Origin of the sequence: Streptomyces sp. ICC4 (assembly GCF_003287915.1) — a bacterium.
Taxonomy (GTDB): Bacteria; Actinomycetota; Actinomycetes; order Streptomycetales; family Streptomycetaceae; genus Streptomyces; species Streptomyces tritrimontium.
Genome location: NZ_CP030286.1, coordinates 7,989,969 through 8,010,261 on the forward strand (window position 1 = coordinate 7,989,969; position 20,293 = coordinate 8,010,261).

The window sequence follows — 20,293 nt, forward strand, 5'->3', positions numbered from 1 at the left end:
GGTGTTGCAGGGAAAGCAGCATAGAAAGCGCTTTCACTTCCAACAGGCTAGGGCCGCGCAACGCGGCGGTGCAAGACTCTTACGGGTGATAGAAAGCGCTTTCTCAATCGGCGACTATGGAGATCCACACACCGGATGAGACGATGACCGGGGACGATCGGAAGGAGGGGTCTGATGGCAGTCACGCTCGCCGAAGTGGCGGTGCGGGCAGGGGTGTCGCCCGCGACGGTCTCGCGCGTGCTCAACGGCGGATATCCGGTGGCCGGCGCCACCCGGACCCGGGTGGAGCAGGCCGTCGAGGACCTCGGCTACATCGCCAACGGCCCCGCGCGGGCCCTGGCCGCGGCCACCTCCGACCTCATCGGCGTCCTTGTCCACGACGTCGCCGACAGCTTCTTCGGGATCCTCGCCGGCGCCCTGCAGGGCGCCCTGGCGCCCAGCGGCCAGGGCGATGCCCGCAGGCTCGCCGTCGTCTGCAACACCGAGGGGGATCCGGCCGCCGAGCTCGCCTACCTCGCCCTCCTGGAGGGCCAGCGGGCCGGCGGTGTCGTCCTGACCGGCGGAGCCGTCGAGGAGCCGGAGCACACCCGGGCACTCGCCGCCCGCCTCGCCCGGATCGCGGCCACCGGCGCCCCCGTGGTGCTGTGCGGCCGCCCCCCGCTGCCCATGCCCGCCGGACTCCCCGTCGCCACCGTCATGTTCGACGACCGCGCCGGAGCCTTCCGGCTCACCGAGCACCTGCTGGCGCTCGGCCACCGCCGGATCGCCTACGTCGCGGGCCCACCCGGGCTGAGCACCACACGCGAGCGCCTCGCCGGTCACCGGGACGCCCTGCACGACCACGACCCCGCACTGCCCGAGCGGTGCGCCGCCCTCACCGTGCACGCCGGGTTCGAGCGCTCCGCGGGGTATGACGCCACCCGCGAACTGCTGCGCCGCGGCGCCCCCTTCACCGCCGTCGCCGCGGCCAACGACACCGTCGCCACCGGGGTCGCCGCCGCCCTGCGCGAAGCCGGCCTGCGGATACCCGAGGACGTGTCCGTCGCCGGATTCGACGACCTGCCCGTCTGCGTCGACACCGCGCCGCCGCTCACCACCGTCCGGGTGCCGCTGCGCGAGGCGGGCGTGCTCGCCGCCCAGCTCGTCACCGGCCGCAGAGCACTGCCCCCGGGCGGCATCACCATGCTGCCCGCCGAGCTGATGGTGCGCGGATCCACCGCGCCGCCGCCCACGGCTACGACGGCCTCGAACTGCGCGCCCACCCCGAAGAGCCCCTGCACCCCGGCAGTCCGCGGGCCGACCGCGCGGCCGGCCTGCGAACCCTGACCGCCGCCGGTGTTACCGCCCTCACCGTCGCGGGGTATGCCAAGGTGGCCGCCCCCGGCCCCGACGAGCCGGTGCTCGCCGAGATCCGTGCCCTGGTCAGGCTCGCCGCCGACCTCGAAGCCCCCTACGTACGGGTCTTCCCCGGCGGCGGCGAACAGTCCTGGCGGGACGCCGACGCCCACGCGGTCCGTCGGCTCCTGGCCGCCGCGCCCTTCGCCGAGCGGCACGGGGTGCGGATCCTGCTGGAGACCCACGACTCGCACCGCACCGGGACCGCCACGGCCCGGGTGCTCGACCGGGTCGCGCACCCGGGCGCGGGCGCGCTGTGGGACGTACTGCACACCTGGCTGGGGAGTGAGCCGCCGGCCGAGTCGAGCCGGGCCCTGGCCGCGCACCTGGGCTACACCCAGGTCAAGGACGTGCGGTCGGTGGACGAGCTGACCCCGCTCGGACTCGGCGGCGGAGTGCTGCCGCTCGGCGAGGCGGTGGCCCTGCTGCCGCCGGGCGGCTGGCTGTGCTGGGAGTACGAGAAACGCTGGTATCCCGGCGCCGCCGAACTGCCGGGGCAGCTCGCGCGGGGCCGGGAGCACCTGGAGGCGCTGGTCGCAGCGTCCCGTGGGGAGCGTCAGGCCGAGTAGCCGAGCCGGTCGCGGTCGACGGGGTGGCGGAAGCCGAGGCCGAGGGCGTAGCGCTCCACCTCGTCCACGGCCGTGGCCGCCAGCCGCTCCAGCTCCCCGCCCAGGGAGCCCGCCACGTGCGGGGTGAGCAGCACGTTCGGCAGGTTGTACAGCGGGGAGACGGCGGGCAGCACCTCCGGCTCGGTGTGGTCCAGGACGGCGTGCAGCCGCCCCGAGAGCAGCTCCTCGGTCAGCGCCCTGGTGTCGACGAGCGAGCCGCGCGCCGTGTTCACGAGGGTGGCCCCGTCCGGCATCAGGGCCAGCCGGGAGGCGTTCAGCAGGTGGCGGGTCTGCGGCAGCTCGGGAGCGTGGAGGCTCACGACGTCGCTGCGGCGCAGGAGTTCGTCGAGCGGGACGGGTTCCGAGCCCAGGGCGGTGAGCTCGGCCGGGTCGGCGTACGGATCGTGCACGAGCACCCGGAAGTCGAAGGGGCGCAGCAGTTCCAGGACCCGGCGCCCGATGAGAGAGGCGCCGACCAGGCCGACCGTGCGGCGGTAGTTGCCGATGGCCGGGTAGCGGCGCAGCAGGTCGATGGGGGCGCGGGTCCCGCGGTAGGCGTGTGCCGACTCCAGGACGCGCTTGTTGGAGAAGAGGATGGCGGCGAGCGTGTACTCCGCGACCGGCAGCGCGTTCGCGGCGGCGGCACTGGAGACCAGCACCCCGCGGTCCCAGCAGGCCTGGGTGACATGGTTCTTGACGCTGCCCGCCGCGTGCACCACGGCCCGCAGCCGCGGCATCAGGGCCAACGCCTCTTCGTCCAGCGGAGGGCACCCCCAGCCGGTCACCAGCACTTCGGCCGCGGCCAGCCGTCGGCGCACGGACTCCTCGACGAAGGCGAACCCGAAGTCGCTCACGAGCAGTTCGGGGTCCACGTCGGCCACTCGGATCAGCTCCGGCAGGATCCGGCCGCCGAGGACGGCGGCCCGGGCGCCGGGGCTCATGGCGAGAAGGCCGCCGACCGCCACGCCGCCTCCTCGACCCCCCGCCCGGCCCCGTGCCCGTGCCCCTGCTCGATCCCGGCTCCGATCCGGGGCGCGCCGCCGACCGGGGGCCCGCGGTGTGGCCGCGGCCGCGGTCCATGGCCGCCGACCCGGCGCGCGAGGTCGCCTTGGGCGCGGAGGCCGTGCTGGTGCTGCCCGCCGGAGCGGACCCGTACGCCGCCCAGGTGGTCCGGGACGCCCTGCGCGGGGCGGGCGTACGGACCCTGCACGAGCGGGCCGACACGGACCCGCTGCCCGCGCGGATCCCCGTCGTACGGCTCCAGGGCCCGGGCGCGGAACGGGCACTCGAGCAGCTGGGCGCGGCCGCGGCCGGCGATCTGCCGGCCGGCGGCTACCGGCTGGCGGTGGGCAGGGCCGAGGGCCGGGAGACGGTGGCACTGTCCGGCACGGGCGAGGACGGGGCGTTCCACGCGGCGCAGACACTGCGCCAGTTGCTGGCCCGGGGCGGCGGGAAGGTCCCCGGGGTGCTGGTGCGGGACTGGCCGTCCGCGCCCGTGCGCGGGATCACCGAGGGCTTCTACGGGACTCCCTGGACGGCCGGACAGCGGCTCGCCCAGGTCGAGTTCATGGGCCGCACCAAGCAGAACCGGCTGCTGCTCGCGCCCGGCGACGACCCGTACCGGACCACGGACTGGCGCCGGGACCACCCGCCGGCGCAGGCCGCCGAGCTGCGCACCCTGGCGGAGCGGGCGCGCGCCAACAAGGTGGTCCTCGCGTGGGCCGTGGCTCCGGGGCAGTCGATGTGCCTGTCCTCGGCGGCCGACCGGGCGGCGCTCGCGCGCAAGGTGGACGCCATGTGGGACCTCGGATTCCGGGCGTTCCAGGTGCAGTTCCAGGACGTCAGCTATACGGAGTGGGGCTGCCGGGCCGACCGCGAGCGGTACGGCAAGGGCCCGGAGGCGGCCGCGCGGGCGCACGCGGAGGTCGCGGGCGAGCTGGCCGCGCACCTGGCCGGGCGCTACCCGGGGGCGCCCGCCCTGTCGCTGCTGCCGACGGAGTACTACCAGGAGGGCGCGACGGCCTACCGGACGGCGCTGGCCGGGGCGCTGGACGAGCGGGTCGAGGTGGCGTGGACGGGGGTGGGCGTCCTGCCGCGCACGATCACCGGGCACGAGCTGGCCGGGGCGCGCTCCGCGCTCGGGCACCCGCTGGTCACGATGGACAACTACCCGGTCAACGACTGGGATCCGGGCCGGATCTTCCTCGGCCCCCACACGGGCCGGGACCCGGCGGTGGCGGGCGGTTCGGCGGCCGTGCTGGCCAACGCGATGCCCCAGGGCACGCTGTCGCGCATCCCGCTGTTCACGGCGGCGGACTTCGCCTGGAACCCGCGCGGCTACCGGGCCGCCGAATCGTGGGCGGCGGCCGTCGCCGAGCTCGCCGGCCCGGACCCGGGGGCCCGGGAGGCGCTGGCCGCGCTGGCCGGGAACAACGCCTCCTCCGTCCTGGCCCAGCCGGAGTCGGCGTACCTGGCACCGCTGGCCGAGGAGTTCTGGCGGGCGCGGGGCGCCGGCGACCCGGCGGCCGCGGACCGGCTGCGGGCCGCCTTCCGCGTCCTGCGCGAGGCACCCGCACGGCTGCCGGACCTCGCCGGCGAGGCGGGGCCCTGGCTGTCGCGGCTCGCGCGCTACGGGAGCGCCGGTGAGCTGGCCCTGGACGTCCTGCAGGCCCAGGCGCGGGGGGACGGGGCGGCGGCCTGGCAGTCCTCGCGCGCCCTGTCTGCCGCCGTCAAGGCGCTCTCGGAGAGCGCGGCCGGCGACGTACGGGTGGACAAGGCGGTGCTGGACCCCTTCCTCGCCCGGGCGGCGGCCGAGGCCGACGCGTGGACGGGAGCGGCCCGGGAGGCGGCGGGCACGGTCGCCGAGGCCGCGGACTCCTGGACGCTCCGGCTGCCGGCGGCCCGCCCGGTCTCGGTCGTGACCGTCATGACCGACCCGCTGCCGCCCGGGAGCCGGGGCGCGGCGGTCGAGGCGCACGTGCCGGGCGAGGGCTGGCGCAAGGTCGCCGAGGCGGCGGCCTCGGGCTGGACCCAGGCGGACATCGGGGGACTGCGGGCCGACGCGGTCCGGCTCGTCTGGTCGGGTCCGGCTCCGGCCGTGCACGGCGTGGTCCCGTGGACGGCGGACGGCCCCGAGGCCCGCTTCGAGCTGGCCGACACCGTGGACGCGGAGATCGGCGGGCCGGCTCGGCCCGTGCGGGCCTCGCTGTCCCCGCTCCGCCCCGGGGAGGTCCGCGGTCCCCTGTCCGCGGCGCCGCCGCAGGGGATCGAGGTCCGCCTGCCGGCCACGGCCGCGGCTCCGCGCGGCACGACGGTCGCCCTCCCGGTGGAGGTCGCGGTCGCGGCCGGCACCGCGCCGGGCACCTACGAGGTCCCGGTCGCCTTCGGCTCCGAGACCCGGACCCTGAAGGTGCGCGCCTTCCCGCGCACGGGGGGCCCGGACCTGCTGCGCCGCGCCCGGGCCTCGTCCTCGGCGGACGAGACCCCGCAGTTCCCGGCCTCGGGCGCGCTGGACGACTCCCCGACGACCCGCTGGTCGTCCCCGGCGGTGGACGGCGCCTGGTGGCAGGCGGAACTGCCGGCCCCGACCCGGGTCGGCCTGCTGCGCCTGCACTGGCAGGAGGCCTACCCGTCCCGATTCCGGGTGGAGACCTCCGCGGACGGCGTGTCCTGGCACCCGTCGGCGACGGTCGCCTCCCGGGGCGGGCTGGACACGGTCCACCTGGACCCGGCGGCGCCGCCGGCCCGTTTCGTGCGCGTCACGTGCGAGGCCCGCGCGACGCGGTTCGGCTGCAGCCTGCTGCACGCGCAAGCCTTCGCGTCGACCCCGTGACCGGAGCCCCAGGGTCCCGGGCTCCGCAGGCCCGGGCTCCGCAGGCCCGGGTCGGGGTCAGGGTTGGGGTCGGGCCGGTCAGGAGGCCGCGGCCGCCGGGACCCCGATCCGGTCCAGCGCGTCTTCCGCCCCGTACGGCTGGAGGTACGGCATCCAGCACGGATCCCGGTGCCCCGTCCCGATGATCCGCCAGGCCAGCCCGGACGGCGGAGCCGGCTGGTGCCGCAGGCGCCAGCCGAGGTCGACCAGGTGCCGGTCGGCCTTGACGTGGTTGCAGCGGCGGCACGCGGCGACGACGTTGTCCCAGGCGTGCTGCCCGCCCCGGCTGCGCGGGATCACGTGGTCGACGCTGGTGGCGACGGCCCCGCAGTACATGCAGCGGCCGCCGTCCCGGGCGAACAGCGCGCGGCGGGTGAGTGGAACGGGCCCCCGGTAGGGGACCCGCACGAAACGCTTGAGCCGTACCACGCTGGGCGCGGGGACGGCCCTTGTCGCGCTGTGCAGAAAGGCGCCGGATTCTTCCAGGGAGATCGCTTTGTTCTCCAGGACGAGGACGAGCGCGCGACGGAGCGGTACGACGCCGAGGGGCTCGTACGACGCGTTGAGGACCAGGACGTGCGGCACGGACTGCCTCCTTGTACGCCGGCGGCGCGTGGCTCGCGCCGGGACGATCTGCTTTCCAGTCTCCCCTTACGGCTGGTCGAAGCGCCACCACGCGCCCGTAACGGGTCCGAGGTGTTTTCGACCACACCGGGTTTCATCCCCACGTGAGTCTGGTCTCTCCCTCGAACAGGGCAACAAGGCGGGTCGAGTGCCCCGTTAGGGTGGATGGTCTGCCCGCACCACCCTTCCGCGGGCAGGACGCTACATCTGGAGGTACCCCGCCGTGCCCAGGCCTGCCGCCCTGCCACCCCTCGCAGCCGACACCCCGGACGCGTCCCAAACGATCAGAGACACCCACGAGAACGTCACGAACGCGGCCAGTTTCATCGAGGAGAACTGGGCCGGATGGCTGTACCTGGGTCTTCGGATCCTGCTCATCCTGGTCATCGCCTTCGCCCTGCGCTCGGTGGTCCGCAAGTCCCTGACCAAGCTGATCACGCGAATGAACCGCGGCGCGGAAGCCGTCGAGGGCACGGCCCTGGGCGGTCTGCTGGTGAACGCCGAGCGGCGCCGCCAGCGCTCCGAGGCGATCGGCTCGGTCCTGCGGTCGGTGGCCTCGTTCCTGATCCTCGGCACGGCCGGCCTGATGGTGCTCGGCGCGCTCGACATCAACCTGGGCCCGCTGCTGGCGAGCGCCGGTGTGGCCGGTGTGGCGATCGGATTCGGCGCCCGGAACCTGGTCACCGACTTCCTGTCCGGCGTGTTCATGATCCTCGAGGACCAGTACGGCGTCGGCGACAAGATCGATGCCGGGGTGGCTTCGGGCGAGGTCGTCGAGGTGGGGCTGCGCGTCACCAAGCTGCGCGGCGACAACGGTGAGATCTGGTACGTCCGCAACGGCGAGATCAAGCGGATCGGCAACCTCAGCCAGGGCTGGGCGACGGCGGCCGTGGCCGTGCAGGTCAAGCCGACCGAGAGCCTCGCCCGCATCCGCGAGGTGGTCCAGGACATCGCCGACACCCTGGCCAAGGAGTCCCCGTGGGACGAGCGCCTGTGGGGTCCGGTGGAGGTGCTGGGCCTGGACGAGGTGCTGCTGGCCTCGATGACGGTGTCGGTCTCGGCCAAGACGATGCCGGGCCAGCAGTTCGCCGTGGAGCGCGAACTGCGCTGGCGCATCAAGGAGGCCTTCGACCACACGGGCATCGGGATCGTCGGGGGCCTCGCCGCGGCCGACGAGGACGAGGCGCCGGCCGATCCCTCGGCCGCCGTCGCCCCGCCCTCGGCCCTGGCGAACCCGGCTTCCCCGCAGTCCCTGGCGACCGTGCCGATCCCGCCGCCGGCCGTCGGCGGGCCGGGCTCCGGCCCCCGGATCTCCAAGTAGCACCCGCCCCACGCGTGCCCCGCTGCCCCCGCAGGCTCGACCTGCGGGGGCAGCGGTGGTTGTGGCCGGACGAGAGCACGGGCGCCGCCATTGACACGACTCACACGCTGATAGGAAACTTACCTAACAGTTCACCTCGGTGAGGGAGAAAACACCCCATGCCCGCCGCCACCCCCGGTACGCCCAGCCTGTTGCGCGCCCTCAACGACCGGGCCGCGCTCGAGCTCCTGCTGACGCACGGTCCGCTGTCCCGGACCCGGATCGGGCACCTCACCGGACTCTCCAAGCCCACCGCCTCCCAACTGCTGGCCCGCCTGGAGGCCGCCGGGCTCGTCGTCGCCACCGGCACCGCCACCGGCCGCCCCGGCCCCAACGCCCAGCTCTACGCGGTCAACGCGCGGGCCGCGCACGTCGCCGGACTCGACGTCACCCCGGGCCGGATCCTCGCCTCCGTCGCCGACCTGGCAGGCGAGGTGATCGGCAGCCACGAGCTCCCGTACTCCGAGGGCACCGGGCCGGTCGCCCAGGTCACCCGCGCCCTCGGCGAGGCCGTCAAGGACGCCGGGCTGCACCTCGGCGACATCCACCGGGTGGTCATCGCGACCCCCGGCTCCTTCGACCCCCGCACCGGGGTGCTGCGCTACGCCGACCACCTCGAGGGCTGGCAGTCCCCCACCCTCCTCGACGAGCTGGCGGCGGCCCTGCCGATGCCGCTCGAATACGAGAACGACGTGAACCTCGCCGCCGTGGCCGAGCAGAGCCTCGGCGCCGCCCGCGGCCACGAGGACTTCGTCCTGCTGTGGAACGAGGAGGGCCTCGGCGCCGCCCTCGTGCTCGGCGGCCGGCTGCACCGCGGCTGGACCGGCGGCGCCGGGGAGGTCGGCTTCCTGCCGGTCGCCGGCCACCCGCTGGTCCGCCAGGTCACCCGGGTCAACTCGGGCGGCTACCAGGAGCTGGCCGGCGTACAGGTGCTGCCGGCGATGGCGGCCCGGCTCGGCATCGAGGCGCCGCCCGCCGCCGACGCCGGCTCCGGATCGGTCCACGGAGCCGTGCACGGGGCCGAGTCCGGGGCGGTGGTCGAAGCCGCGGCCGCGCTGCTGGCCCAGGCGGCCGCCTCGCCCGAGGGGGCCCATCTGGAACTGCTCCGGGAGTACGCCACCGCGCTCGCCACCGGCCTCGCCTCCCTGGTCGCCGTACTGGACCCCGAGGTCGTCGTGCTCTCCGGGGCGCTGACCATCGCGGGCGGCGAACCGCTGCGCGAACTCCTCGAAGCCGAGCTCGCGGACCTCGCCCCCTCCCGGCCGCTGCTGGTCACGGGCGAGGTCCGGGAGCGGCCCGTGCTGCGCGGGGCGTTGGAGCGCGCCCTCGCCGCCACCCGTGACGAGGTCTTCGACACCTCGCGCCGCTGACCCGCGGCCCCCGACGCCCCACCCGCACCGCACCGCACGTACCTGGCTCTCATACACATGTGACGCTGCCGACGAACCACCCTGCCTAGACACGAGCGGCCCACCACGAAGGCGGCACCGTCCCAATCCGTCCACTCAGCCAGCCCCTCAGAAAGATCCACGGAGCGATCCTGCCAGCACAGCATCAGACCCGGTGAACCTTTCCGGTCACAGCACTAGGGGCCCGCGATCTCCGCGATCCCCGCGACGCGCAGCGCCGCGTCGGCGGTGGCTTCCGCGAAGGCGGCCACGGGGCGGGCCGGATCGCAGCGGTGGATGAGCATGACGCCTTCGATGAGCCCGAAGACCAGGTCGTTGCGGAGCGCCAGGGCGGCCCGGTCTCCGGCGAGTTCGGCCGCGACGCAGGTCCCGTCGAGCAACTCGGCGTAGGCGTCCTTGAGTTCGAGGCGCATCAGGCGGAAGTGGGCGAAGCGGTCCCCGCCGACCTCGGGCAACAGGTAGAGCGCGCCCAGGTTGTACGGGCCTGCGCACAGCAACAGCACGTCGGAGCGGCACAGTTCCCACAGCCGGCGGGTGGCGGGCCGGTCCGCTTCCAGGAGCAGCCGGCGGGCCAGTGCGAGGGAGGGCGCGACCGTGGACTCCAGGAGTTCGGCGAGGAGTTCCTCCTTGCCGCCGAAGTAGTGGTACATCGTGGCCTGGCGCATCCCGGCCCGTTCGGCCACCGCCCGCGTGGTGGTGGCCGCGTACCCCTTCACCGTGAAAAGCTCGGCCGCCGCGTAGAGGAGTTCCTCGCGCGGCGGCCGGCCGCTGTCCGGCCGCAACGGGGCGGCGCGTGGCCGACCGACCCGTCTCGGCCCTTCGTCCGCTGCCCCAGTCATGGCCCGATCGTCGCACAGGACACGTCGAATCGATCATGGCAAGAGATGAGATCCGGCCATGGCCACTTTTGGAGGAAGCCCCACATCCGATCAGCCGACGGAGCTGTAGGCCACCACACCCCGCAGGAGCGCGTCGACCGCCTTGCGCGCGTTGCGGGCCACCGAGCTGCCGCCCTCGGAGGACGGCGGCGCGGCGGACGAAGGCGCCGCGGCGGCCACCTGTCCCAGCACGTCGATGACCTGCTTGCACCAGCGCACGAAGTCGCCGGCCGGCATCTCCGCCTCGCGCAGCACCTCGTCCAGACCGCGGTCGGAGGCCCACTGGTAGGCCGCCCACGCGAAGCCGAGGTCCGGCTCGCGCTGGCCCACGCCCTCCGCCTGGTTGATGCCGTGCTCCTCTTCCAGAGCGTCGAGCCGGCCCCAGATCCGGACCATTTCGCCGAGCGCGACCTTCGCCGCGCCGCCCGGCACCTTCGGCGCCACCGCGTCGTCGGACTGCCGCGCCTCGAAGACCAGCGCCGAGACGCAAGCGGCCAGTTCGGCCGGGCTCAGGCCCTCCCAGACACCGGCCCGCAGACACTCCGACGCCAGCAGGTCGAGCTCTCCGTAGAGCCGGGCGAGCCGCCGCCCGTGCGGGGTCACCTCACCCTCGCGCAGGTAGTCCAACTCCGTCAGCAGCGCGTGGATCCGGTCGAAAGTGCGGGCGATGGTGTTCGTCCGGCCCTCGATGCGCCGCTCCAGCTGCTCGGTGTCCCGCTGCAGCCGGTGGTGGCGCTCCGCCCAGCGGGCGTGGTCCTCGCGCTCGTCACAGCCGTGGCACGGGTGCGCCCGCAGCTCGGTGCGCAGCCGCGCGATCTCGCGGTCGTCGGCCGCGGCCGCCCGGCCGCGCGAGTGGCGCTCGACCGTCAGGTGCCCGGCCTTGGTCCGCAGCTGGGAGGCCAGGTCCCGACGGGACTGCGGGGACTTCGCGTTGAACGTCTTGGGGATGCGCATCCGCTCGATGGCCTCGACCGGCACCGGGAAGTCGATCGCGGCGAGCCGCTTGACCTGCCGCTCCACGGTGAGCACCAGCGGGCGCGGACCCTCGGTGTACTCGTGCCCGCGGTACCCGTTGGACCGTCCGGCCGGCACGCCCGGGTCCAGGACCAGCGCGAGCCCGGCGAACTTGCCGGTCGGCACGTGGATGATGTCGCCCGGCTTCAGCTTCTCCAGCGAGGAGGCCGCCTGCACCCGGCGCTGGGCGGCACCCTGCTTGGCCAGGTCGTTCTCACGGTCCTTGAGGTCGCGGCGCAGCCGCGCGTACTCCTCGAAGTTCCCCAGGTGGCAGGTCATGCCCTCCCGGTAGCCCTCCAGGCCCTCCTCGTTGCGCTGCACCTGCCGGGAGATCCCGACGACCGAGCGGTCGGCCTGGAACTGCGCGAAGGAGGTCTCCAGCAGCTCGCGCGAGCGGTGCCGCCCGAACTGCTGGACCAGGTTCACGGCCATGTTGTAGGAGGGCTTGAAGCTGGAGCGCAGCGGATACGTACGGGTACCCGCGAGCCCGGCCAGGGCCGCCGGGTCCATGCCCCGCTGCCACAGCACCACCGCGTGGCCCTCGACGTCGATGCCGCGCCGCCCGGCCCGCCCGGTGAGCTGCGTGTACTCGCCGGGGGTGATGTCGGCGTGCTGCTCGCCGTTCCACTTGACGAGCTTCTCCAGGATCACCGTGCGCGCGGGCATGTTGATGCCCAGCGCCAGGGTCTCGGTGGCGAAGACGGCCTTCACCAGGCCCCGGACGAACAGCTCCTCGACGACCTCCTTGAAGGTGGGCAGCATGCCCGCGTGGTGCGCGGCGATGCCCCGCTCCAGGCCCTCCAGCCATTCGTAGTAGCCCAGGACGTGCAGGTCCTCGGCGGGGATCGACGCGGTCCGCTCCTCGACGATCTCGCGCACCTTCAGGCGCGCCGAGTCCTCGTTGAGCCGCAGGCCCGCGTACAGGCACTGCTGAACGGCGGCCTCGCAGCCGGCCCGGCTGAAGATGAAGTTGATGGCGGGCAGCAGCCCGTCGCCGTCGAGTCGGGCGATGACCTCGGGCCGCGAAGGGGTCCAGATCCGGCCGCGCGAGCGCCGCTCGCGCTCGCGGTCGGCCTCGCGGACCATCTTCCCGCGCCGCCGGTCCTTCGGGTTGTAGCGGCTGGTGTTCTCCTCGCGGGCCATCCGCAGCAGATCGGGGTTGACCTCGCGGCGCGCGGAGCCGCGGCCGCCGTGGTCGGACCCCTCCTCGAAGAGGTCGTAGATCCGCCGGCCGGCCATGACGTGTTGCCACAGCGGGACCGGCCGCTCCTCGGAGACGATCACCTCGGTGTCGCCGCGCACGGTGTCGAGCCAGTCGCCGAACTCCTCGGCGTTGGAGACGGTGGCGGAGAGCGAGACCAGGGTCACCGACTCGGGCAGGTGGATGATCACCTCCTCCCAGACGGCTCCGCGGAACCGGTCGGAGAGGTAGTGGACCTCGTCCATCACGACGTAGCCCAGGCCCGTCAGCGCCTGCGAGCCCGCGTACAGCATGTTGCGGAGCACCTCGGTGGTCATCACGACCACGGGAGCATCGGAGTTGACGCTGTTGTCACCGGTGAGCAAGCCGACCTTGTCGGCGCCGTAGCGCTTGGCGAGGTCGGCGTACTTCTGGTTCGAAAGGGCCTTGATGGGCGTCGTGTAGAAGCACTTTCGGCCCTGTCGGAGCGCCAGGTGCACGGCGAACTCGCCGACGATCGTCTTGCCCGAGCCGGTCGGGGCGGCCACCAGGACGCCCTTGCCGCCCTCCAGTGCCTTGCAGGCCTCGATCTGGTACGGATCCAGGTCGAATTCGTACATCTCGCGGAACGGCGCCAGGGCGGTGGCCTCTTCGGCGGCGCGGATCCGGGCAGCGGCGTACCGCTCGGCGGGAGAGAGTTCTTCGGTCATCTTGTCGTCGAGCCTACCCGCCGCCCCTGACAACAGTCGCGATCTTTATGACGAGGTCCGGACGGCCTACGCCGTCCCGCGCTCCCCCCTCCCCGCAGCCGTCCTACGCCAGGAGCCGCAGGGCCCCGGGGACGCACTCGGCGGTCACCGGCAGCGCTCCCAGCGGCTCGCCGTCCGCGTAGGCCGTACTGCCGGCCGCCTCCAGGGTCACCTTCGCGGCCCGGAACACGGTGACCTTGGGGTGGCCGAGATGGGTCCCCCTGTAGACCCGCGGGAAGACCTTCAGCAGGGTCGCCCGGCTGCAGTCGCCGACGACGGTGATGTCGAACAGTCCGTCATCGGGCCGCGCGTCGGCGCAGATGCGCATCCCGCCGCCGTAGGAGGAGCCGTTGCCGACGGCCACCAGCGTGGCCTCGGTCTCGACGGCCGGCCCGTCGTCGAGGGTGATCCGGTACGGGAAGGGCCTGAAGGCGGCCAGCTCCAGGGCCATCGCCAGGTCGTACTTGAACCGGCCGGCCGGCAGCCGCATCCGGTTGCCGCGGTCGTTGACCCGCGAGTCGAAGCCGGAGCACAGCACGGTCCCGTACCAGGTGCCCCCGTCGACCCGGCCGAGGTCGATCTCGCGGACCCGGCCCCCCTTGAGCACCTCGGCGGCCAGGGCCCCCGCCCGCGCGGGGTCCCTTACGGGCAGCCCCATCGCCCGCGCGAAGTCGTTGCCGGTGCCCACCGCGACCACGCCGAGCGGGACCAGGGTCCCGGCCAACGCCTGGAGGGCGAGGGAGACCATGCCGTCGCCGCCGACCGCGACGACCGCGCCGGTGCCGCCCCGGACGGCTGCGCGCAGCCGCTCCAGTGCGTCGGGGGCATCGGCGCCCACCACGGTCCGTACGGAAAAACCCGCCTCCCGGAGCGCGGAAGCGGCCGGCTGCGCGGCGTGCGCGCCCCGGCCGCGTCCGGCGGTGGGATTGACGAAGAGGGTGATCTCAGCACTCACCCACGGGAATCTACCCGCAGGGATCAGGTGGCGTCGTCGTAACCGTTGATCCGCCGGCGGCCGCCGTCGTCCTGACCGGGCAGGGCGCCGGGGGCGGCCACGGGCTCGATCTCGCCGAGCGCCGCCGGGGTCAGGTCCACCTCGGAGGCCTCGTCGTCGTCGAGGCCGGCATCGGGGTTGCGCCGTGCCCGCCTGCGGTCGTTGAAGAGGCAGACCCCGAGCGCGACGAAGTACAGGGTGACGATCGGCGCGGCCAGCGCCAGCATGGTCAGCGGGTCACCGGTGGGGGTCGCGAACGCCGAGAAGACCGTGATGCCCAGCACCATGGCCCGCCACCAGCTCGCGAGCCGCTTCGCGGTCAGCACGCCGGTGAAGTTGAGCAGGATCAGCAGCAGCGGCAGCTCGAAGGCCAGGCCGAAGACGATGACCATGCGCGTGACCAGGTCGAGGTAGTCGTCGACCGGCAGCAGGTTGCTCGCGTTGTCCGGGGTGAACTCCAGCAGGATCACCGCGGTCTGCGGCAGCACGTTGTACGCGAGGACCGCGCCCGCGCCGAACAGCGGAGCGCCGACCGCCACGAAGGCGACGGCGTACTTCTTCTCGTGGCTGTGCAGGCCCGGGGCCACGAAGGCCCACAGCTGGTACAGCCACACCGGCGCGGAGAGCACGAGACCGGCGGTGAGCGAGACCTTCAATGCGATCGAGAACGGCGCGATGAGGCCGTTGACCGTCATGGAGGCGCAGGGCCGCCCGTTGCGCTGCTCGATCACGCCGTTGGTGCATCCGACGGAGTCCAGCATCGGCTTCATCATGAAGTCGATGAGGTCCTTGTAGAAGAACGCGGCCACCACTGTGATCACGAGGATCGCAAGGACCGACTTCAGCAGCCGGTTTCTCAGCTCACGCAGGTGCTCGACCAGCGGCATGCGCCCTTCGGCGTCCTTTGCCTTCTGGTCCGTCTTCTCCTGCTTGCGGGCAGACTTGAGCAACCCACGTCCCTTGTCTCGATGCAGATGACTGGCGCGACCTCGGTCGGCTGGAGTCAGCTCTTGGTGGTGTGGTTGGGCTCGCTGACCGGCCGGGCGCTGGTGACGTCACCGGGCGAGGCCTGGATCGTGCGCGGGGCCGCCTGCTGCTGCGGAGCCTGGTCGGCGACGGAAGAGGCGGTCGCGGCGTCCTCCGCCTCGCCCTCCTTCTTCATCGCCTTCGCCTCGCTCTTGAGGATGCGGGCGGACTTGCCGAGCGAGCGGGCCATGTCGGGAAGCTTCTTGGCACCGAACAGCAGGAAGATCACGGCGACGATCAGGAGGATCTCGAGGGGCTTCAGGTTGCCGATCATGTGTGTCTTCCTTCTCACCGAAACGGCTGGTTGTGGTGGCCAGGCGGCTCGGACCTGGATCCGTATACCGCTCTGACATGGATCGTAACCCCCGGGGGTTAACGGCAGGCAATCCCCCGGGGTATCACCGCTTGCGTGGTCAGACAGTACGACGGTTGTCCCACCTGTCCCCTATACCTATCTGACGCGGCCGACGGTCTACCCTGTGTATGTCTCTGTGGGCCTTCCCCCTGGCCGTGCGGGCCGCCGCGACCCCGGTGTGGCAGGTGGCCGGGACCCCGTTCGGGCCGGAGCGCGTGGCCCGGATCCCGGGGCGCTGCTCGGGCCGGGTCTGGCTGGACCCGCCGGGCCGGCTGCTCGCGCTGGCCCCGGACCTGGACGCCCCCCCCAGGCCGGTGCTCAACGCCGAGCCCGTCGACCCGGGGCGGGCCGGCGCGGTGTCCCCGCCGCCCCCGACCCCCTCCAGCCCGTCGGCCACCGGCTCGACCGCACCCCCCGGCGCCGCGGCCCCGCCCCTCAGCCGCCCAGTTCCGGGTGGGCCGCGGCGAGGCGCTTGGGGGCCGCCTGGAGCCAGGAGTCGGTCAGGATCGAGCGCAGCTCCGCCGCGTCCTCCACCGCCGCCAGCCGGACCCGCAGCCAGGCGTAGTTGTCGTCGTGACCCGGACGTATGAAGAACTTCTCCGGCTCCGCCGCGATCAGCTCGGCCCGCTCCTCCACGGGGCACTTCACCCCGATCGAGGTGTCGTCCTCGGCCAGGGCGGCGAAGATCTTGCCGTTCTTCCCGCCGACCCGGAACGTCGGCATGCCCCAGGCGAGCTTCTCGCTGCTGTCCGGCAGCGACAATGCGATCTCCCTGACGTCCCCTGCTGTCGTGGCCATCCCCGCGACTCCTCTCCAGCCACCGGTGCTCCCTCGTCTCCGACCGTAGACCCGGCCACTGACAATCGCCCCCGATGACGATCACCCCCCGAGCCGCAGGCAGCGGGCAGCGGGCGGTGGGGCCCTTCACCCGCAGCGGTCCTCCCGCTCGTGCACCAGCTCCACCAGCTCGGCCGCCAGCTCCTTCACCGCCGCCAGTCCCGCCAGCCCCCACCGCCTCGGCACCACGTCCACCGCGCACACCGTCCCCAGCACGATCCCGCGCCGGTCGATCACCGGCGCGCCCGCGTAGGAGCGCACCCCGCTCTCGTCCACGACCGCGTTGCCCGCGAAGCGCGCGAAGTCCCGTACGTCCTCCAGCACCAGCGCGCGTCGGCGCACCACCACGTACGGGCAGTAGCCGTGGTCCCGGGCGAGCACCCGCGCCGGGTAGCCGCTCGCCGGGGCCTCGGGCGCGTGGTGCAGGCCGGCGAAGAACTGCCGTTCCTCGCTGATGAAGTTGATCCCCGCGTACGGCGCGTCCAGCGCGCCCGCGACCCGCCGCGCGAACGCGTCCAGTTCGCCGTCCGCCCGCTCGCCCAGGCCCAGTTCGCGCAGCCGCACCACACGCGCCGGCGCCTCCCGATCCACAGGCGTGAGCAGCAGGTGCCCGGTCGACTCGTAGTAGGCCATGTCGTCTCCCCCGAATTCCGTTCGGATCCCGTCACTCCGGATACTTCGCGGACCTGGCGTGCGCCGCAGGCTCCGCCGCCGACAGCAGGTGGTGGACGAGGGCGGCCAGCGCCCCCGTGCCGGAGCTCGGCAGTCGCGCGTCGCACCGTACGACGGGCACGTCCGGCCCGAGCCCCACCGCCTCGCGCACCTCGTCGGCGCCGTAGCGGTGGCCGCCGTCGAACTCGTTGACGGCGAGGACGAAGCCGATCCCGCGCCGCTCGAAGAAGTCCACGGCGGGGAAGCAGTCGGCGAGGCGGCGCGTGTCGGCGAGCACCACCGCCCCCAGCGCGCCCGCGCACAGCTCCTCCCACAGGAACCAGAAGCGCTGCTGGCCGGGCGTGCCGAAGAGGTAGAGCACGTGCCGCCCGTCCAGCGTGATCCTGCCGAAGTCCAGCGCCACGGTCGTGGACGTCTTCGCCTCGATGCCGTCCAGCGGGTCGGCGGCCTCGCTCAACCCGCTGAGCAGTTCCTCGGTGCTCAGCGGCTCGATCTCGCTCACCGCCCCCACGAAGGTGGTCTTGCCCGCCCCGAAACCGCCCGCGACCAGGATCTTCAAGGTCGCGGGGGCCTCGTGGGCGGGTGCCTCAGAGCCGTTTGCGCAGGCCATCGAGCACCGCCCGGAGCAGGGACTGGTCGTCGTCGGCGAACGAGCCGGCGCCCGGGCTCGGGAAGCGCGGCGCCCGCACGGTCACGGCCCCGTGCTCCATCAGGTCGGACAGCAGCACCTTGACCACGACCGCGGGCAGCCGCAGGTGCCCCGCCACCTCGGCGACGGTCACCGCCGCCGCGCCCGCGCACATCCGGAGCGCGAGCGCGTGCTCCGCGCCCAGCGGCCCGCGCGGGCGCACGCCGGTTGCCGTCACCAGCGACAGCAGGTCGAGCGCGACGGCCGGTCGGGTCCGCCCGCCGCTCGCCGTGTACGGGCGCATCACACGGCCCGCCGAATCGTCCAGCCACGGTGTGTCACGCGGCGCCCCCGCCTCCGGTGCCCCCCTCGTGCGCGCCCTCATCGCTCCGCGTCGGCGGCGGCGGGCCGCCTCGGCGGGGCCGCCAGGTACGGGCGCACGCTCTTGACCAGCATCGCCATCTCGTAGCCGAGTACGCCCGCGTCGGCCTCCCGGTCCGCCAACACCGCGAGGCAGGTGCCGGATCCGGCCGCCGACACGAAGACGAGGGCGGTGTCGAGCTCGACCACCACCTGGCGGACCTCGGCTCCGTCCGCGAACCGGGAACCGGCGCTGCGCCCGAGCGAGTACAGCCCGGAGGCCAGCGCGGCCAGGTGGTCGGCGCTGTCGGCGTCGAGCCCGTGGACGCACGTGACGAGCCCGTCGGCGGTCAGCAGCACCGCGCTGCGCGTGTACGGCACCCGCTGGACCAGGCCGCTGAGCAGCCAGTCGAGATCCGAGAGCCGACTGGTCGTGGTCGCCACTTCGCCGCCCATGGGGGTGCGCTCCTTAGCTTTCGGGTGATTCGGGTGAGAGGCCGGGGTCACGTCTGGTGCTCCGACTGGGCGAGGCCGAAGCCCCGTTGGAAGGCGGCCATCAGGCCGGGGTCGTGCACGGGCCGCTCCGCGCGCGCGTCGTCGGCCGGCCGGGGTGCGGGGGCCTCGCGCAGTTGGTGCGCGAGGTGCTCCTGCGCCCGCCGCCGGGGCAGCGGCGGCCGCTCCTCACCGACCCGGGCGGCCGGCACGGACCCGGACACCGGCACGGACACGGGCACGGATACCGGCACCGGCCCAGCCACGGACTCGGTCACGGACGCGGTCACGGACTCGGTCACGGACGCGGGCACGGACGCGGTCACGGGCACAACCGCCGGCACCGCCACAGCCATCGGGGCCGCCAGCGTCCGCGCCGCCTCCCCGGCGGGCGATGTCGTACGGGGCACGGTGCCCGGCGTACCAACGGCCCATCCCGGCACGGCCGGTGGAGCGCAGGAAGACTCCGCCCCGGGCAGGCTCACGCGCACCGGCTCCAGAGGCGGCGCGCCCGCCCCCTCGCCGGTCCCCCACGAGGTCGCCCGGGATCCGCCCAGGGCATCGGCCGCACTCGGTGCCTCCGCCCCCAACAGCTCCTGCGGCAGGACCAGTACGGCGAGCACGCCGCCGTAGATGTTGGACTTGAGCTCGACGGCGATCCCGTGCCGGCGGGCCAGCGCGGAGACGACGAACAGGCCGATCCGCCCGTCCGCCAGCAGGTGCCGGACGCTGATCTGGTCGGGGTCGCCGAGCAGGGCGTTCATCCGGTGCGCCTCCTCGGGCGGCATGCCGAGGCCCCGGTCCTCCACCTCGACCGCGATCCCGGCCGTGACCCGCTCCGCGCGCACCACGACATCGGTGTCGGGGGCGGAGAACACCGTTGCGTTCTCGACGAGTTCGGCCAGCAGGTGCACGACGTCGGCGACGGCGTGGCCGCGTACGGTGCCGCCCGCCGGGGGCACCACCTTGACCCGGGTGTACTGCTCGACCTCCGCGACGGACGAGCGCAGCACCTCGCTCAGGTCGATGGGCCGGGTCCACTGCCGGCGCGAGGCTGCACCGCCGAGGACCGCGAGGTTCTCGGCGTGCCGGCGGATCCGGGTGGCGAGGTGGTCGACGTGGAAGAGCTCCTTGAGCAGGTCCGGGTCCTCGACCGTGTCCTCCAGGTCGTCGAGCAGCGAGATCTCCCGGTGCACGAGGGACTGCAGGCGGCGCGCGAGGTTGACGAAGACCTCGACCTTGCGGTCGCTGTCGGTGGGGGCGACGGGAGCGCCGAGCCGGACCAGCGTCGCGTGGGCCTGTTCCCTGGCCCCGCGCAACTCCTGGGAGAGCAGCCAGAACTCGTCCACGCCCGCGTGCGACCCGAAGGACGGCAGGGACCCCGTGCCGCGCACGGGCAGGGCGGGCAGCTCGCCCCGCTCCAGCCGGTCGGCGGCGGTGCGCAGCTCCTGGCGGCCGCGCACGCTGGAGCGGCGCAGTGCCTCGCAGCGGTCGCGGACGGTCTTGGCTCCGCGCTGGGCACCGAGCAGGGCGGCCGCGAGCGCTCCGACGACGAGCAGGGCGCAGCCGGCGAGCACCGGCCACAGCCGGGTGTCCCGGGACCCCTCGCCGCCGCCGAGCTGGAGCGTGAAGATCACCGCGGCGGCGCCGCTGAGCCCGGCGGCCAGGGTCGGCAGCACGGCGGCGCGGACGAGCTGGGGGCGTATCTGCCGGCTGGGACCGGTGACGGCGTGTCTCGACGGGGAGTGGCGGGCGGCGCGGAGTCCGGACATCGGCGTCCTCGGTCAGTGGGGCCCGGCCCCCGGGCGTACCGGGATCCGGTGTTGATCACCGGATACCCA

18 protein-coding genes are annotated in these 20,293 nt (G+C 73.9%); 5 read left to right on the forward strand and 13 right to left on the reverse strand.

What is annotated here, in order from left to right; all coding sequences use genetic code 11:
* Positions 1 to 174 precede the first annotated feature (174 nt).
* Positions 175 to 1,326 (forward strand): LacI family DNA-binding transcriptional regulator, encoded by a 1,152-nt coding sequence (locus DRB89_RS37525; protein ID WP_112463628.1) that lies wholly within the window; start codon positions 175 to 177, stop codon positions 1,324 to 1,326.
* Entirely contained in the window at positions 1,212 to 1,964 is a 753-nt protein-coding gene (locus DRB89_RS37530) for a sugar phosphate isomerase/epimerase family protein (RefSeq protein WP_162689018.1), read from the forward strand. Before DRB89_RS37525 ends, DRB89_RS37530 begins: the two co-directional genes overlap by 115 nt.
* Here DRB89_RS37530 and DRB89_RS37535 read toward each other — a convergent pair.
* The gene (locus tag DRB89_RS37535; RefSeq protein ID WP_112454459.1) at positions 1,952 to 2,944 is read right to left on the reverse strand and encodes a hydroxyacid dehydrogenase; all 993 of its coding nucleotides are present in this window, start codon (positions 2,942 to 2,944) and stop codon (positions 1,952 to 1,954) included. The genes DRB89_RS37530 and DRB89_RS37535 overlap by 13 nt on opposite strands.
* Positions 2,945 to 2,997: 53 nt before the next feature.
* Between DRB89_RS37535 and DRB89_RS37540 the strand changes: the two genes are divergently transcribed.
* Positions 2,998 to 5,835 (forward strand): beta-N-acetylglucosaminidase domain-containing protein, encoded by a 2,838-nt coding sequence (locus DRB89_RS37540; RefSeq protein WP_239516566.1) that lies wholly within the window; start codon positions 2,998 to 3,000, stop codon positions 5,833 to 5,835.
* 78 nt (positions 5,836 to 5,913) lie between these two features.
* Here the strand turns inward: DRB89_RS37540 and DRB89_RS37545 are convergent, their stop codons facing one another.
* The gene (locus DRB89_RS37545; protein ID WP_112448843.1) at positions 5,914 to 6,459 is read right to left on the reverse strand and encodes an HNH endonuclease; all 546 of its coding nucleotides are present in this window, start codon (positions 6,457 to 6,459) and stop codon (positions 5,914 to 5,916) included.
* 322 nt (positions 6,460 to 6,781) lie between these two features.
* Here DRB89_RS37545 and DRB89_RS37550 point away from each other — a divergent pair, with 322 nt between their 5' ends.
* Positions 6,782 to 7,819 (forward strand): mechanosensitive ion channel family protein, encoded by a 1,038-nt coding sequence (locus DRB89_RS37550; protein WP_112453418.1) that lies wholly within the window; start codon positions 6,782 to 6,784, stop codon positions 7,817 to 7,819.
* A 158-nt stretch (positions 7,820 to 7,977) separates the two neighbouring features.
* The gene (locus DRB89_RS37555) at positions 7,978 to 9,228 is read left to right on the forward strand and encodes an ROK family transcriptional regulator (protein ID WP_112448844.1); all 1,251 of its coding nucleotides are present in this window, start codon (positions 7,978 to 7,980) and stop codon (positions 9,226 to 9,228) included.
* A 215-nt stretch (positions 9,229 to 9,443) separates the two neighbouring features.
* On the opposite strand, the gene DRB89_RS37560 is transcribed toward DRB89_RS37555, so the two are convergent.
* From DRB89_RS37560 to DRB89_RS37610, 11 genes are all read right to left on the reverse strand, one after another.
* Entirely contained in the window at positions 9,444 to 10,106 is a 663-nt protein-coding gene (locus tag DRB89_RS37560; RefSeq protein WP_112452511.1) for a TetR/AcrR family transcriptional regulator, read from the reverse strand.
* A 90-nt stretch (positions 10,107 to 10,196) separates the two neighbouring features.
* Positions 10,197 to 13,049: a DEAD/DEAH box helicase gene (locus DRB89_RS37565; protein WP_112452512.1), complete on the reverse strand. Its 2,853-nt coding sequence runs from the start codon at positions 13,047 to 13,049 to the stop codon at positions 10,197 to 10,199.
* A 103-nt stretch (positions 13,050 to 13,152) separates the two neighbouring features.
* Positions 13,153 to 14,043 (reverse strand): diacylglycerol kinase, encoded by an 891-nt coding sequence (locus tag DRB89_RS37570; RefSeq protein ID WP_112452513.1) that lies wholly within the window; start codon positions 14,041 to 14,043, stop codon positions 13,153 to 13,155.
* A 23-nt stretch (positions 14,044 to 14,066) separates the two neighbouring features.
* Positions 14,067 to 15,032: a twin-arginine translocase subunit TatC gene (gene tatC, locus DRB89_RS37575; RefSeq protein ID WP_112452514.1), complete on the reverse strand. Its 966-nt coding sequence runs from the start codon at positions 15,030 to 15,032 to the stop codon at positions 14,067 to 14,069.
* A 53-nt stretch (positions 15,033 to 15,085) separates the two neighbouring features.
* Complete coding sequence (tatA, locus tag DRB89_RS37580; protein WP_112452515.1) at positions 15,086 to 15,382, reverse strand: Sec-independent protein translocase subunit TatA; 297 nt, start codon at positions 15,380 to 15,382, stop codon at positions 15,086 to 15,088.
* Positions 15,383 to 15,898: 516 nt separating this feature from the next.
* Complete coding sequence (locus DRB89_RS37585) at positions 15,899 to 16,261, reverse strand: MmcQ/YjbR family DNA-binding protein (RefSeq protein ID WP_112452541.1); 363 nt, start codon at positions 16,259 to 16,261, stop codon at positions 15,899 to 15,901.
* A 126-nt stretch (positions 16,262 to 16,387) separates the two neighbouring features.
* On the reverse strand, positions 16,388 to 16,933 hold the full coding sequence (locus DRB89_RS37590) for a GAF domain-containing protein (RefSeq protein ID WP_112452540.1): 546 nt from the start codon (positions 16,931 to 16,933) through the stop codon (positions 16,388 to 16,390).
* Positions 16,934 to 16,964: 31 nt separating this feature from the next.
* A complete protein-coding gene (locus DRB89_RS37595) occupies positions 16,965 to 17,582 on the reverse strand; it encodes an ATP/GTP-binding protein (protein ID WP_112452539.1) in 618 nt (205 codons plus the stop codon).
* Entirely contained in the window at positions 17,560 to 17,904 is a 345-nt protein-coding gene (locus tag DRB89_RS37600) for a DUF742 domain-containing protein (protein WP_239516567.1), read from the reverse strand. The genes DRB89_RS37595 and DRB89_RS37600 overlap by 23 nt, the downstream gene beginning before the upstream one ends.
* A 77-nt stretch (positions 17,905 to 17,981) precedes the next feature.
* Positions 17,982 to 18,416, reverse strand: a complete 435-nt coding sequence (locus DRB89_RS37605; protein WP_112452537.1) for a roadblock/LC7 domain-containing protein — start codon at positions 18,414 to 18,416, stop codon at positions 17,982 to 17,984.
* Between the two features lie 47 nt (positions 18,417 to 18,463).
* On the reverse strand, positions 18,464 to 20,224 hold the full coding sequence (locus DRB89_RS37610; protein WP_112452536.1) for an ATP-binding protein: 1,761 nt from the start codon (positions 20,222 to 20,224) through the stop codon (positions 18,464 to 18,466).
* Between the last annotated feature and the right edge of the window lie 69 nt (positions 20,225 to 20,293).

Bases quoted from the DNA above. Each gene is read 5' to 3' on its own strand.
- DRB89_RS37525 (WP_112463628.1), top strand. From the start codon at position 175: ATGGCAGTCACGCTCGCCGAAGTGGCGGTGCGGGCAGGGGTGTCGCCC.
- DRB89_RS37535 (WP_112454459.1), bottom strand. From the start codon at position 2,944: ATGAGCCCCGGCGCCCGGGCCGCCGTCCTCGGCGGCCGGATCCTGCCG.
- DRB89_RS37555 (WP_112448844.1), top strand. From the start codon at position 7,978: ATGCCCGCCGCCACCCCCGGTACGCCCAGCCTGTTGCGCGCCCTCAAC.
- DRB89_RS37560 (WP_112452511.1), bottom strand. From the start codon at position 10,106: ATGACTGGGGCAGCGGACGAAGGGCCGAGACGGGTCGGTCGGCCACGC.
- DRB89_RS37565 (WP_112452512.1), bottom strand. From the start codon at position 13,049: ATGACCGAAGAACTCTCTCCCGCCGAGCGGTACGCCGCTGCCCGGATC.
- tatA (WP_112452515.1), bottom strand. From the start codon at position 15,382: ATGATCGGCAACCTGAAGCCCCTCGAGATCCTCCTGATCGTCGCCGTG.
- DRB89_RS37585 (WP_112452541.1), bottom strand. From the start codon at position 16,261: ATGGCCACGACAGCAGGGGACGTCAGGGAGATCGCATTGTCGCTGCCG.
- DRB89_RS37590 (WP_112452540.1), bottom strand. From the start codon at position 16,933: ATGGCCTACTACGAGTCGACCGGGCACCTGCTGCTCACGCCTGTGGAT.
- DRB89_RS37595 (WP_112452539.1), bottom strand. From the start codon at position 17,582: ATGGCCTGCGCAAACGGCTCTGAGGCACCCGCCCACGAGGCCCCCGCG.
- DRB89_RS37600 (WP_239516567.1), bottom strand. From the start codon at position 17,904: ATGCGCCCGTACACGGCGAGCGGCGGGCGGACCCGACCGGCCGTCGCG.
- DRB89_RS37605 (WP_112452537.1), bottom strand. From the start codon at position 18,416: ATGGGCGGCGAAGTGGCGACCACGACCAGTCGGCTCTCGGATCTCGAC.
- DRB89_RS37610 (WP_112452536.1), bottom strand. From the start codon at position 20,224: ATGTCCGGACTCCGCGCCGCCCGCCACTCCCCGTCGAGACACGCCGTC.